The following is a 13,209-nucleotide window of genomic DNA, read 5'->3' on the forward strand; positions in this document are numbered from 1 at the left end:
TTTTTTCTGCAATCGGTTGTGGTTTTCTTGCAGCAAATTATACGGCTCAATATGTAATGTGTAAGAAAACCATTCTGATTGATTGAATATAAGAGGGCTTGAGATGAAGGAATGTTTGAGGGGAGCATTAAACAAACGAAAGATGAATTATCATTATAAATTAAGAGATTATTTTTATAATGTAGATGATTAGCTTCAATTAAATAAACCAATTTCACGCATTTTCATTAAAATTGTGTGATTAATTTTACCTGTTACAGGAAGATCAAATATTTTTTGAAACTGTTTTAAAGCTTCTATCGTCTTTTGATCTTCTATTCCTGTGACAATAACCTCTTCATTCCCAAAAATATGTAAAGCTTTTTGCACTTGTATAATATCTTCAACAGAAGGCTCTAAAATAGCTTCTTTTAAGTGTGTCATATTTTTTGTATTGTTTGTTTCTATTTCGCTTTGCTTAATTAATATCGCGATTTCATCTGTTGCGGGATTAGATAGAACATTCTTTTGCATTCTCTGAGCAGTTTGCTGTTTCCATAAAGTGATGGCTCGGCGTGTTTTAGGTCCTTCCAATCCATCTAAGGGTCCATCATAAAGGCCTAATTTTGCTAGTTCTTTTTGCTTTTCCAGCATGCTTGCTGATTGAGAGGATAAAGATAAATTTGTGTGGTTATGATTTTGAGAATGTACAGAAGTTACACGGGAGAGTTCTTGTGATTTTTCTTCTTTTTCCGATAAAGTAGAGCTCTTACCTATACTTTGAACAGAGGAAAATTTCATTTGAGTTAAAATATTTTGATGCGTTGTCATTTGCGAAAATAAAGCATTAAATGAAATAAATAAAAAACTAATGCTAAAAAGAAGAGATCCAACAAAAAATAAAGTATTTTTTCGCGTATAGAAATAAAGAGTTTTTGCACTCCAAAAAATAAAATGAAAAATTATAAGAAGAAGTGTTATAACAATACTACTATAGTATTTACGGTGTTTTACAGTTTTTTTTCGGTATGTCTTTCGTTTTGTTGCCATTACTTTTATTTTCAGTTGCGTTTATTTTTTACAAAGAAACAAATATAAATTAGGAAACGAATATGAATCAGTTCTTACTTCCAGCCAGAGAGAAGTGCATTGACATTATTGATTTTTCCTTTCAAACTCCTAAAATGAGCAGCTTCATTATATCAATTTATAAGTTGATAAATCAACAAGAGTTCTTGGCAACTTTTATTCATTTCATTTTGACAAGTCTTTAATGTGTATAAAGAGAGCACCAAATGATTAGCATTCAAGATCATTTTGGTGTTTGCAAACTGCATTATCACATATAATTATCTAAACAATAATGCCACGTTATTCTTCATTTTGGGGCATATGTTTGCCTATTATTTAAAATAAAATTGAAAATATTTGCCTATAACACTAAACAGATGACAATCATTATCTATTCTTTATAATTTACATATAGATGGTTACTTATCCATAAACGGTTTGGTAAAATATAATTATCTCTTAATATAATTATATTTTAGTGTAAATAACTTCGTATCAATTAAATTGATTTACAATGTTATAGAAAAACTGGTCTTGAGATCTTTAGATGGAGTTGTAAGAGATGCATCTATTGTTTAATATTTTGATCGACATGTTGATCATGTTTATGATGTGCTAGTAAAAATTTTATAGATAATATAAATATTTTATCGACACTAGAGTCAGAATAACAGAATTTTACTCTTTTTAGCTTTTTCAACTAAGCTAAGATGGTGAGCTATTATCTAAAATAAGTATGTACACGACATAATTATATCTCTCATTTTTTACCATAGTATGTTCATTAACATGATCAGCCTGTAAGTGTATAATTTTGATGTTAATTTTTTACTGAATAGACAATGTATCCTATTTTATACGGCGGAATTGTGCCATATTTATAAAAAAGCCAATGATATAGACCCAATACATGAATACTCAATTTTATAAAAAGCACATTTTATAAATTGTTTATAAAGCAACAGTATATAAAATGCTTCTTTTATTGTATTTACCACTGCGCTACATTGATTATCCATGATACGTTTTTTAATCAAATTATTATTATTATTATTTTTTATTTTTGTCATTATTTCATTTTTTGTAGCAGATCCAAGCAGTAATCATTCTTCTAGCCCCAAAAATAATGAGACAACAACGAGCGATGTGATTATTGCTTTTAAGGAAGCCTTAAATGATTTAGGCGCATTTTGTGACCGTAATATAAAAACCTGTAAAGTAGGAAAATCTTTTTTAAGTTCACTTGGCGAACGCGCATATTACGGTGCAAGAGCTGCTTATGAATATTTAGGGAACATATTAGGGAACAAAAATAATATCAGAGACTTCCCCTAATGTTTCTTACAAAATAGAAATACAAGAGTTCTTACAAAACCATGAAATGTTATCTTGAAATAAGGATTTTTAACGTTCTTCGTGTTATTTATGTTAGGAAGAATAAATATTTATTTTTTATAAGTGTATTCAAGAATGATTATTCAAACGAAACAGGACTAAAATAATGGCGGAAAAAATCGGTACTATTATAGAGAACTTTTCGCTTTTGGATAATTGGGAAGATCGTTATCGTTATGTCATCGAGCTTGGCTATGAATTGCCACCTTTTCCGGAAAGCGCTCGAAATGATGCTCACAAAGTTCCTGGTTGTGTTAGCCAAGTGTGGCTTTTATCTTCACGTAATAACTCAGAAGATCCAATATTGACGTTTCAAGGTGATTCCGATGCTCATATTGTGCGTGGACTCATTTATATACTTCTTGCTTTTTATTCAGGCAAAAAAGCTTCTGAAATTCGCAATTCTGATGCTCAAGAGCTCTTTGAAAAACTTGGTTTAAATGAAAATCTTACACCACAACGATCAAATGGTTTGAAATCAATGATTAAACGGATTCGTAACGAAAGCTATACGTAATCCCCTTGATAGAAATTGCTATATATACAAAAGCTTCACACAACACATGTATACTAAAATCAACTTTATACACGAAACCATTTTTTCGCAAAATAAGATTATTTAGTTTTTTTCCGTTTGCTTTTGCGTCCAAGACCCATTTCTTTGGCCAAAGCCGATCGTGTTTTTGCATAATTAGGCGCCACCATAGGATAAGAACTATCTAACTGCCATTTTTCACGATATTCCTCTGGTAACATTCCATAATGCGTCATGAGATGACGCTTTAGAGATTTAAACTTCTTTCCATCTTCAAGGCAAATGAGATAATCAGGAAATACTGAACGTTTTGGATTAACGGCAGGCCTTTGTTTTTCAACTTCGACTTCTGTTAACTCTAGATTCCCTGCTTTACGAAAAGCAGCATGGACATCAGCAATTAAACTTGGCACTTCAGTCGGTCGAATAGAATTATTACTCACGTAGGCAGCAACAATATCAGCAACCAATGTAATAACTAAATTGCTTTCAGTCTCTAAGACTGCACGATGTTCCATTCTTGTTTCCTTTAATTTAAAATTGAGTAATTCAAAATCGAGATATAGTGCATATACTCATGATATAAAGATCTCATGCACATGAGTTTCATATTGTACAAAAATCTTTTTTGTCAATTCAATTATTCTATAAAATTGCCAAAACACAAAAAAATCAAATAAATACCCATTTTTTGTCATAATATACAATAAGAAAAACGAAATTATTACATGCTAAAATATATTTTTAGCCTATAACATATCATACATAATATATAATACATCACAAATATAAAAAGATATAGGATGAAATTTATTTATTTTTTTGAGAACGTAAAAATAAAATTACTAATTATAAAAATATAATATATAAATTATTATTTTTTGTTTTGAATACTTATAATTTAGTAAGTTTATTTTTAATAAATTTCAAATTTATTTTTATTATTTATATTTATTAAATTTAATAATAAAAAACAATATATATTACAAACATGACACAATAGCATTGTTTATAATATAAAACTATTCATTAAAACGACATAGAATATTTTTATTTTTTATAAAGTAACAATAATATTTCTGATATATTTATTCATTTCTATAAAATTATGCGATTATACTGTTTCAAAAAAAATCAATTCTTTTTCTCATAGTTTAATTGTTTTACCAGTCACTTTCATTGTAAAAGTGGTATTATATCCCTAGAAAACAATAGCTGTGATATGTAATAAACAGAAAGGTATTAGTTTTAAAAATTATCATGGCACTATTTTTGCAAGTGAATAGAACTTATAGATTTGTACACTTGCATCAATAATTGTGATTCTAACATATAAATGAAGCTGTTAACATATTTTAATATAGGATTGTGTATGACTCGCACTTTTGCCATTCCTCCCAAAGCATCTAGAATCACTCATAAGGAAATATATCATGGTATTTTTCGTGATGATCCCTATCATTGGCTACGTGCGTCTAACTGGCAAGATGTTTTTAAAAATCCTAACTGTCTTGATCTCAATATTCGACATTATCTTGAAAAAGAAAATGCTTATCAATCAGCTCAAATGGCTGATACAAAACCACTACGAGATTTGCTTTTTACCGAAATGAAAAACAGGATCCAAGAGAATGATAGTTCTGTTCCTATAAAACATGGTCCTTTTGCTTACGGATTCTCTTATGTTACCGGAGGCCAACAACCACATTATTTTCGGACACCAAGGAATGGCGGAGAAAAAAACGTGTACCTTAATGGTGATGTCTTGGCAGAAGGCAAAGAATATTTCAAATTTGGTTCAGTTCAAGAATCTCCTGACCATACACATGTGGTATGGACCTATGATGACAAAGGATCAGAATTCTATACAGCTAAAATTCGTAATTTTGAGACATTGTCTGACTGTATGGACACAATTACTGATACATCTGGTCAAATTGTATGGGATGCTAGATCTGAAGGTTTTTTCTATACTAAGATTGATAAAAACCACCGACCTTCAGAGCTCTATTATCACCAATTAAACACAGATCAATCACAAGATAAGCTTATTTTTCGTGAAGACAATCCAGGTTTTTTCTTAGATGTAAGCGGTTCTAAGCTTAATGATGTTATTTATATTAATATTCATGATCATGAAACATCCGAGATCTGGTTAATTCCTGCTGAGGCGCCTTTTACTATTCCCCAATGTGTACGGAAACGACAAAAAGGTATTGAATATTCACTTACAGAAGGTGGTGATGTCTTTTATATTCTGACCAATTTAGATAATGCAAAAGATTTCAAAATTATGGTAGCGCCATATACATCTCCACAATCAGAAAATTGGTCTGAGTTTGTCCCACATCAGCTTGGGTGCCTAATATTATCCCATGATGCTTATCAAGATTTTCTTGTCTGGATCGAACGTTTTGAGGGGCTTCCACGTATAAAAGTAATGGAACGTACCACTAAACAAGTTAATTCCATTGCTTTTACTGAAGAGGCTTATTCTTTAGGTCTGCAAGGAGTTGCAGAATATAACAGTCCAACTATTCGTTTTTCCTATTCGTCTATGACAACACCTGATCAAGTGTTTGATTATGAGATGAAAAATTGTAAACGAATGCTTTTAAAAACGCAAATAATTCCCTCTGGGCATAATAAAGATGCATATGTAACACGACGTATTACAGCAATAGCAGACGATGGTGAGAAGATTCCTATTTCACTTTTTTATCACAAAAATACTCCCCTTGATGGTGGTGCGCCTTGTCTGCTTTACGGTTATGGTGCTTATGGGATCTCTATACCTGCCAGTTTCAATAGTAATGTACTTTCTCTAGTAAACAGAGGTTTTATTTACGCTATTGCTCATATTCGCGGAGGAAAAGAAAAGGGAGTAGAATGGTATGAGAAAGGAAAACATCTCTTTAAGTACAATACATTTACAGATTTTATTGCTTGTGGGCGTTACCTTGTAAACAATAAATTCACTTCTCACGACCGGCTGATTGCTCATGGTGGTTCAGCAGGGGGGATGTTGATGGGAGCCATTGCCAATATAGCTCCACAGGATTTTGCTGGGATCGTAGCAAATGTGCCTTTTGTTGATGTCTTAGCGACAATGTTAGATGCTTCATTGCCACTCACTCCTCCAGAATGGGCCGAATGGGGGAATCCTCTTGAATCAGAAGAAGATTATAAGCTTATTGCTTCCTATTCTCCTTACGATAATGTCAAAGCTCAAAACTATCCCCCTATACTTGTGATGGCAGGATTAACAGATCCTCGTGTAACTTACTGGGAGCCTGCAAAATGGGTGGCAAAATTACGAGACCTAAAAACAGACGATAATGCAATTTTATTACGTATTAATATGGATTCAGGGCACGCTGGTGCAGCTGGACGTTTTTCAAAGCTAGAAGAAGTTGCCTATATCTATGCATATATTCTAAAGATAGCAGGAAAAGACTTTTGCTAATCCATAATACCTCTGTATGAAAGTCTCCGATAATTTATTGGATTATAGGGACTTTCATACACTAAAAAATTATTGAGACAGTTTAAAATTCACATTCTTCATAAAGTTTCAAAACATAGTCCCAATTAATTAAATGGTCTACAAAGGCTTCGAGGTACTTCGGTCGAGTATTGCGATAATCAATGTAATAGGAATGTTCCCACACATCGACACCCAAAATAGGTCGAGCATTGTGCACTAAGGGATTTTCACCATTAGGCGTTTTCATAATTTCAAGCTTGCCATTTTTAACAGCAACCCACGCCCATCCAGAACCAAATTGGGCACTAGCAGTAGCAATAAAATCAGCGCGGAATTTGTCGTAACCACCTAGATCAGCGTCAATAGCTTTTGCTAACTTTTCAGGAAGTTTTTGGCCACCACCATTTTTTTTCATCCAAAGCCAAAAGTGGTTATGATTGTAATACTGCGCTGCATTATTAAACAAACCAATATTTTTTCCAAAACTTTTTTTAACAATATCTTCAAGGCTTTCATTTTCTAAGCCTAACTCTTTCACAAAATTATTGGTGTTGGTAAGATAAGCGAGGTGATGCTTATCATGATGATATTCAAGCGTTTCGCGTGACATATAAGGCGAAAGGGCATCGTAATCATAAGGCAACGGGGGCAATTCAAAAGCCATTTAAAAATCTCCTCGATTCTAATTGTTAAGCTTATTTCATAAGCCTAATTTGCCATTTACCGCATTTAAAAGCAAATGTTGAATACCTAGTTTGTATGAAATAGTTTTAATGTCTCTCTTTTTGTAAAAGAAGCTTTTAGGAAATGTATATTCATCAATCAAAAAGGGTATTGGTCTACATAAAGATTGCTTCTGAAGATTTTTTACATCTATGAGTGGGTAATAAATATCATTATCTTTTGAATAAAAAGTAAATGGAAATAGCTATTATTCCTTGTTTTTGTATCTCTATTTTTTCAAATACCATATAAAATGTTTTTAATTTTTGCAAAACTCTTCCAGTTTATGGGTGTATCATAATGTTTTCAACAGAATAATAAGTGTTATTTTTTAGGAAATATTTTTCAATGTGCTTGATTTTATTTTATGGTGCTACCCATGAATAATATAATGTAAAAATTAGTGGACATTACCATCTTTATGCTTAATGCAAGAGCACTGCAGCACTATCATACACTTACCGGTTGCCAATGTGGTGACAGTTTTTTTTAATTGAGCAAGATGGGATTTTAATATATCAAGAAAAGTAAATCATATGCAAATTTATTAGATACATGAGTAAACTGCAAGATTTTCATTTTCTGTTCCTAGAAAATCAATACAAAGAGCAAAATAATTGATGGATAAATGGTTCCTTCTTATGTTAAAATCACAACTGTATATCAGTTTCTGCTACGAATTTGTATCGATGGCAATGCCATACAAGACTCAGAAATTTTATGATAAAAAAGTAAAGTCTTTTATTTTCAGATATTGCGTCCAATCACAGGAATCGCTATAAGGTGCAGGAGTCGCTATAAAGCGTTTTTTTTTGGGGTATAGCCAAGCGGTAAGGCACCGGTTTTTGGTACCGGCATTCCCTGGTTCGAATCCAGGTACCCCAGCCAATATTTAATTAAATCAATAGGTTATATAAAAGTTCGGGAATTTTGATTCCGTTGATTCTTTTAACTTATTTTCTACCTATCCCTAACTTTTTTGAAGTTTTTTGATTGCTTCTATTGCAAGTCGTTTTCTATCGGCTGTTTTGGTATAAAGGGATGCCATGTTATCTTCTGTCCAGCCAAAAAGCGCTTTCATTTGCGAAACTGTCGCACCAGCATTGGCTGCACGTGTTGCTGCTAATTTTCGCAATCCATGCGCTGATTTTTTAATACCTGCTGCATTACAAGCTTTACGAAACAGATTACCAAAACTTTCTTTGGTCAGTTTTTTACCTTCTTTACCGCAAATAAATGTTTCATCTCCAATAGGTCCAATTTTAAGTGTTTCTGCGAGTTCTGGCAAAATCGGGAGAAAAACATCTGTTTTAAATTGGCTCTTTTCTGTTTTTAAATGAATAATATTATCTGTTGTGATATCTTTCCAGCCGATACGAACGGCATCACCACGACGCAAGCCTGTATAAAGAAGAACATCAATCCAGACGCGTTCATGTGTACCATGTGACCAACGGTGATAATATTTGTCAATATCTTCTTCTAACCATGGTATGAACCCTTCTGCGTTAAAGGATTTTGGCGGCTTTATATTAAAAGCAGGATTTCTATTCAAAAGATCATTATCAACCGCCCAATTAAAAAGACCATTTAAAGCCGTTAAAAAATGTCTTGCCGCTGCGGGAGTCTCTCGTCTTCTTTCTACTGCGTCAAGAATGTGTTGTTTGTTTATGCTTTTATATGCACGATCACCGATATGTTTAGAAACATTATTCAGAATTCGATATTTAACTTTTTTAGTAGATTCTGATTGATTATGCCATTGCATGCTTTGTAAATACTGATGCAACAACCAATCGAAAGACCCTTCTGTGAGTCTGGTTTGTTTTATTTTCTTGGAGGAGCCATTTTGCGCTTGTTTAATAGCCAGCGTATAATTGTCAACAAACTCTTGCGTTCCATAGGTTCCTTCAATCCGAAACCGTGGTCCATGACCAATACGTACATACCATATAACTTTACCATGGCGTGTACGTTCACGAACAAGATGCGGCGGACGGCGTTTTGGCATGGCTAAAACTTTATACCGTCGACAGAACGACAAGTTTTGCTGGTCTCGTAGTCTTCTTGTTCATTTTCAAGTGGTGGAAAATCGTCAATGCTATAAGTATTATCTGTCGTTGTTGGTGTTATGGTTTTATTGATATGAATTAATAATTCCCCTGTAGGTTTGATTTCTATGAGTTCACATCCTTGTTTTTTAGCTTCTCTTAAAGCACGAGCAATAGCTGGTTGCGTGATAGTAGGTGGGCGGTGTGGCATGTTTATTCCCCTTCATTTTAGATGTAATTCACTCGTGGCGTGAATCACGCTGGTGTTAAAATTTTGTTTGTGTTGCTAGAAAGGAATGTCGTCTTTTGCTGAAGAGTCGCCGTTCTGGGCGGTCATAGTTCGTTTACAAGCTTCTGAATTATCATAAATTTTTGTATCGCCATAAATTCTTGAATCACTATCGATAACCACATTTCCATAAATTTCTACGCTTCCAAAAATATGACCTCTATATATTTTGACGTTATTATAAATTTTTGCATTTCCAAAAATCTCTGCACTATAAGCAACTTGTGCGTTATCAAAAACCTTAGCGCTATCGTAAATATTGGCAAACAAATACGCCTTGGCATCATTATAAATCCAACAATCGTTTTCATGACTTAAATTGTCTTCATGCTCTATAAAGCCGCCAAGATCACCTGCCTTTACATCTCCAAAGTCTTTCAATGCACGGATGCGGTAAAGCGTAATGTATCCCTCAAACTCAATTGTTTCATCAGTAAGTTCGTATTTTCTCATCTGGTTTTTTCTCTAGTTGAGATTCTTCTATCGTCATCAATCCAGTCGTCCCAACATACACATGCTTCACCGTAAATTTTTGCATGACCATAAATATGCGCATCACCGTAAACTTGCGCATTGCCGTAAACACGCGCCCTATCGTAAATGTGTGGCTCTTCGTAAACTTGTGCATTGCCATAAACTTCTGCATTATCAAAAACGCTAGATTCACCGCAAATATATGCATCACCGTAAACTTCTGCATGACCGTAAATGCATGGTTCATCGAAAACTTCTGCTTTACCATAAATACGAGAATTGTCGTGAACATGTGCATAACCGTAAACATGTGCATTTTCGTAAACCTTAGCATCATCATAAACACAAGCATAACCCCCAATCCAGCAATTGCCATCATGACTTAGATTGTCTTCTTTCTCGATATAGCCGCCAAGATCACCTTGCTTGACGTCCCCAAAATCTCTCAATGCACGAATGCGGCGGAGCGTTTTGCGCCCAACTTCGATTGTTTCATCAGTCAGTTCATATTTTTTCATCTGGTCTTTTCTCCAGTTGATATGGCGTTATAGTCATCAACGTGTGCGCTACGGTAAACTTCTGCATCACCGTAAACTTTTGCTTCTCCGTAAATTTCTGCCTTATCGTAAACACGTGCTTCATCGTAAATGCGTGCATCATCGTAAACTTTTGCACGCCCATGAACATGTGCATTGCCAAAAACCAAGGCATCACCAAAAACCTTGGCATAACCATAAACCTCTGCATTATGGGAAACGCATGCCTCACCGTAAACACGTGCATTGTCATAAATTTTAGCATCACCATAAATCCTTGCACTATCGCCTACATGTCCGTCTTTAATTTTTGCATTGCCATAAACTTCTGCCTTATCGGAAACGTATGCATAACCGTAAATTTCTGCATTATGGGAAACGCATGCTTCATCGTAAATGCGTGCACAACCGTAAACCTCTGCCTTACCGTAAACACGTGCTTCATCAAAAACGCGTGCACAATCGTAAACCTCTGCCCTGCCGTAAACGCATGCCTCACCGTAAACTTTTGCTTCTCCATAAATTTCTGCACGACCGTAAACGCGCGCTTCATCGAAAACGTGTGCGCTCTCGTAAACATGTGCATTATCGGAAACTTTTGCTTCATCGAAAACAAGTGCATTGCCATAAACACGTGCATCTCCAAAAACACAAGCCTTATACCAAATCCAACAATTGCCCTCATGGGATAAGTTGCCTTCATGCTCTATAAGACCGCCTAGGTCGTCTGCTTTAATACCACCAAAGTCTCTCAATGCACGAATGCGGTGGAGAGTTTTACCTTCAATCTCAATTGTTTCATCAGTAAGTTCATATTTATTTTCCATGGTTTATTTCCTTGATTTGCGTACAATCCACCCGTAGCGTGAAGCACGCATGTGTTGAAAGTGTTAGGAAAGGGTGGGGGTGCTGGGAGGAGAGAGCACCCCCATATGTTTAAGCAGCTTTTGCCAAAATCTTTTGCATCTCTTGTTCTATTTCCCCTAAAAAGATTTCGACCGCTTTATTAATCTCTTCAATGTGTTTCTCATCACGGAGGACGCGTTTGACTTTCATTCTCAAACCAGTAGATTTGCCTACAAAGTTTGGATTATAGCTCATGAAATCACACCACTTTCGTCCTGTACAAGCCATTTGGAATTGCATTTGTGCATGATATTCAGGCTTGATTTCGTCATACATAAAAAAACGAAGATGAGTTGTTGATTGTGGACATTTGACTTCGATTAAACCGTCCTCTCCAATGAACCCATCAGGACTTGCCCCCGCCATTTTCATTTTTGGGTGTGGGATAAACCCGCATCTTGTGACTTCTGTGTCATAAATGAATTCATATTCTCTCAAGGCATTCTCTTCATGTTCAATGCCCCATTGCATAGCAGGTGTTGTATAAGATTGGCTTATTTCCCCTATTAAGCGTTCTGTCATGAGTTTCGTTTTGTAATCTTCATATTTGCTTGTAGGCAAACCTTTTGCTGTCTTACTGAGTACGTTGTAAACGTTTGAAGCAGTGACTTTACCCAAGCGCGCTTGAAACCATTCTGCTGTTCTTTGTTCCATCTCACACCGCCGTTCTCTGTTCGTGTGGCGTTGCTATATCGGCATCTTGTATAGTAGAATCTGTTTCTGCCTTTTGCCTGTTTTGTTTATCTTTCAAAAGATGTAATACCGTTTGTGCTTGTCCTTCAGACATATCGTCGAGCTTTTTGACGTTGACATAAGCAAGTATTTTTTCTTCTTCTGTTTGGGTTTGTACGACAAGTCTTCTGATTTCATTGATCTGTTGTGGAAAAGCCTTTTTAATAGGTGTGTTCCCATCCGTATCATCATCTTCACTCACGACATTAAGAAGCATACCTAACAGATATCTGCGTGCGTATGTGATTGCAGAACCAACCGATTGTATATTTGACTTGCATCCTTTAGTGTCATAAGGAAACTTTCCTTCTGTTGAGATTTTATTTCCAGACGGATGCGTCAAAGTCATTTCTATAATTATATTGTCTGAACTCTGTTCTTTGATACGAGAAAACAAAGCAAATCGGTGTTTTGCAAGAGTGTTTTTTACAGCATCAATGTACTGGTCAAGGGTTGCATATTGGCTGTTTGTATGGGTGTTTGTAGAGTTTTTTTGTATTTTTTGATATTCTATTTGCATATTCGAAAGATCACTGGCAAATCTTTCGTAGTTTTGTCGTTCTATTTCTTTTTCTCGTAAGGCAATGAGACGCTCGAGACGGTCCATATCGACGTCATTTTCTAAGGCTCTGTTTAAAATACGTTCCATAGCAGTTTGTTTAACCGCTAAGTGATGCGTTTCTTCAATTTCTGTTAGGTTAGTGTTTTGTTTACTCATCTTGATTTCCTCCTATTTGAGCGCAATTCCCCCGTGGCGTGAATCACGCTGGTGTTTAAAAGTTGGTTTTTCGGTGTTAGAAACGGCTTATAGAGATACTATAAGATTAGTCGTTCGTATTTTTTCATCTGGTTTGTTCTCTAGTTGAGGTGAGGTCAGTATTATCAACATACCCATAAGCACCTGCATCATTGGTAATGTATATAGCATCGCAGTTACCAAAAACACGTACATCACCGTAAACTTCTATATATCCATAAAAATGTATACCCTCGTAAACTTCTGCATTACCAAAAACTTGAACATTATCAGA

At 34.8% G+C, this 13,209-nt stretch carries 12 protein-coding genes, 1 tRNA gene and 2 pseudogenes; 4 read left to right on the plus strand and 11 right to left on the minus strand.

The window, feature by feature from the left end; translation table 11 throughout:
- Window positions 1–195 precede the first annotated feature (195 nt).
- Window positions 196–1,029, minus strand: coding sequence for a peptidoglycan-binding domain-containing protein (locus tag ACFIJZ_RS06950; RefSeq protein WP_375631393.1), 834 nt, complete (start codon window positions 1,027–1,029; stop codon window positions 196–198).
- Window positions 1,030–2,067: 1,038 nt separating this feature from the next.
- Between ACFIJZ_RS06950 and ACFIJZ_RS06955 the strand changes: the two are divergent.
- Window positions 2,068–2,443, plus strand: a pseudogene (locus ACFIJZ_RS06955) (DUF5330 domain-containing protein).
- Window positions 2,444–2,551: 108 nt separating this feature from the next.
- Window positions 2,552–2,962: a SufE family protein gene (locus tag ACFIJZ_RS06960; protein ID WP_273791566.1), complete on the plus strand. Its 411-nt coding sequence runs from the start codon at window positions 2,552–2,554 to the stop codon at window positions 2,960–2,962.
- 98 nt (window positions 2,963–3,060) lie between these two features.
- Here ACFIJZ_RS06960 and ACFIJZ_RS06965 read toward each other — a convergent pair whose 3' ends face one another.
- On the minus strand, window positions 3,061–3,498 hold the full coding sequence (locus tag ACFIJZ_RS06965; protein WP_012754848.1) for a MucR family transcriptional regulator: 438 nt from the start codon (window positions 3,496–3,498) through the stop codon (window positions 3,061–3,063).
- 854 nt (window positions 3,499–4,352) lie between these two features.
- Here ACFIJZ_RS06965 and ACFIJZ_RS06970 point away from each other — a divergent pair.
- Window positions 4,353–6,446 (plus strand): S9 family peptidase, encoded by a 2,094-nt coding sequence (locus tag ACFIJZ_RS06970; protein ID WP_375631394.1) that lies wholly within the window; start codon window positions 4,353–4,355, stop codon window positions 6,444–6,446.
- An 82-nt stretch (window positions 6,447–6,528) separates the two neighbouring features.
- Here ACFIJZ_RS06970 and ACFIJZ_RS06975 read toward each other — a convergent pair whose 3' ends face one another.
- Window positions 6,529–7,131, minus strand: a complete 603-nt coding sequence (locus ACFIJZ_RS06975; RefSeq protein ID WP_375631395.1) for a superoxide dismutase — start codon at window positions 7,129–7,131, stop codon at window positions 6,529–6,531.
- Between the two features lie 872 nt (window positions 7,132–8,003).
- On the opposite strand from ACFIJZ_RS06975, the gene ACFIJZ_RS06980 reads away from it, so the two are divergent.
- Window positions 8,004–8,078: transfer RNA gene (locus tag ACFIJZ_RS06980), tRNA-Gln, on the plus strand.
- Between the two features lie 82 nt (window positions 8,079–8,160).
- On the opposite strand, the gene ACFIJZ_RS06985 is transcribed toward ACFIJZ_RS06980, so the two are convergent.
- From ACFIJZ_RS06985 to ACFIJZ_RS07020, 8 genes and pseudogenes are all read right to left on the minus strand, one after another.
- Window positions 8,161–9,201: a tyrosine-type recombinase/integrase gene (locus tag ACFIJZ_RS06985; protein ID WP_375631396.1), complete on the minus strand. Its 1,041-nt coding sequence runs from the start codon at window positions 9,199–9,201 to the stop codon at window positions 8,161–8,163.
- A gap of 2 nt (window positions 9,202–9,203) precedes the next feature.
- Window positions 9,204–9,452, minus strand: coding sequence for a hypothetical protein (locus ACFIJZ_RS06990; RefSeq protein WP_375631397.1), 249 nt, complete (start codon window positions 9,450–9,452; stop codon window positions 9,204–9,206).
- A 75-nt stretch (window positions 9,453–9,527) separates the two neighbouring features.
- Entirely contained in the window at window positions 9,528–9,983 is a 456-nt protein-coding gene (locus tag ACFIJZ_RS06995) for a hypothetical protein (protein WP_375631398.1), read from the minus strand.
- Window positions 9,980–10,522: a hypothetical protein gene (locus tag ACFIJZ_RS07000; RefSeq protein ID WP_375631399.1), complete on the minus strand. Its 543-nt coding sequence runs from the start codon at window positions 10,520–10,522 to the stop codon at window positions 9,980–9,982. Before ACFIJZ_RS07000 ends, ACFIJZ_RS06995 begins: the two co-directional genes overlap by 4 nt.
- Window positions 10,519–11,367: a hypothetical protein gene (locus tag ACFIJZ_RS07005; RefSeq protein ID WP_375631400.1), complete on the minus strand. Its 849-nt coding sequence runs from the start codon at window positions 11,365–11,367 to the stop codon at window positions 10,519–10,521. The genes ACFIJZ_RS07000 and ACFIJZ_RS07005 overlap by 4 nt, the downstream gene beginning before the upstream one ends.
- Before the next feature lie 109 nt (window positions 11,368–11,476).
- On the minus strand, window positions 11,477–12,100 hold the full coding sequence (locus ACFIJZ_RS07010; protein ID WP_375631401.1) for a lambda exonuclease family protein: 624 nt from the start codon (window positions 12,098–12,100) through the stop codon (window positions 11,477–11,479).
- Window position 12,101: 1 nt separating this feature from the next.
- Window positions 12,102–12,896, minus strand: a complete 795-nt coding sequence (locus ACFIJZ_RS07015) for an ERF family protein (RefSeq protein WP_375631402.1) — start codon at window positions 12,894–12,896, stop codon at window positions 12,102–12,104.
- Window positions 12,897–13,020: 124 nt separating this feature from the next.
- Window positions 13,021–13,209: pseudogene (locus ACFIJZ_RS07020) on the minus strand (hypothetical protein); the annotation flags it as partial.

This window comes from Bartonella sp. CL70QHWL, from assembly GCF_042194855.1.
In the GTDB taxonomy this organism is placed as follows: Bacteria; Pseudomonadota; Alphaproteobacteria; order Rhizobiales; family Rhizobiaceae; genus Bartonella.

What these genes read in the sequence shown, in the direction of transcription:
- ACFIJZ_RS06975 (WP_375631395.1), bottom strand. Translation starts at nt 7,131, where the DNA reads ATGGCTTTTGAATTGCCCCCGTTGCCTTATGATTACGATGCCCTTTCG.
- ACFIJZ_RS06995 (WP_375631398.1), bottom strand. Translation starts at nt 9,983, where the DNA reads ATGAGAAAATACGAACTTACTGATGAAACAATTGAGTTTGAGGGATAC.
- ACFIJZ_RS06965 (WP_012754848.1), bottom strand. Translation starts at nt 3,498, where the DNA reads ATGGAACATCGTGCAGTCTTAGAGACTGAAAGCAATTTAGTTATTACA.
- ACFIJZ_RS06950 (WP_375631393.1), bottom strand. Translation starts at nt 1,029, where the DNA reads ATGGCAACAAAACGAAAGACATACCGAAAAAAAACTGTAAAACACCGT.
- ACFIJZ_RS06960 (WP_273791566.1), top strand. Translation starts at nt 2,552, where the DNA reads ATGGCGGAAAAAATCGGTACTATTATAGAGAACTTTTCGCTTTTGGAT.
- ACFIJZ_RS06970 (WP_375631394.1), top strand. Translation starts at nt 4,353, where the DNA reads ATGACTCGCACTTTTGCCATTCCTCCCAAAGCATCTAGAATCACTCAT.
- ACFIJZ_RS06990 (WP_375631397.1), bottom strand. Translation starts at nt 9,452, where the DNA reads ATGCCACACCGCCCACCTACTATCACGCAACCAGCTATTGCTCGTGCT.
- ACFIJZ_RS07010 (WP_375631401.1), bottom strand. Translation starts at nt 12,100, where the DNA reads ATGGAACAAAGAACAGCAGAATGGTTTCAAGCGCGCTTGGGTAAAGTC.
- ACFIJZ_RS07005 (WP_375631400.1), bottom strand. Translation starts at nt 11,367, where the DNA reads ATGGAAAATAAATATGAACTTACTGATGAAACAATTGAGATTGAAGGT.
- ACFIJZ_RS06985 (WP_375631396.1), bottom strand. Translation starts at nt 9,201, where the DNA reads ATGCCAAAACGCCGTCCGCCGCATCTTGTTCGTGAACGTACACGCCAT.
- ACFIJZ_RS07015 (WP_375631402.1), bottom strand. Translation starts at nt 12,896, where the DNA reads ATGAGTAAACAAAACACTAACCTAACAGAAATTGAAGAAACGCATCAC.
- ACFIJZ_RS07000 (WP_375631399.1), bottom strand. Translation starts at nt 10,522, where the DNA reads ATGAAAAAATATGAACTGACTGATGAAACAATCGAAGTTGGGCGCAAA.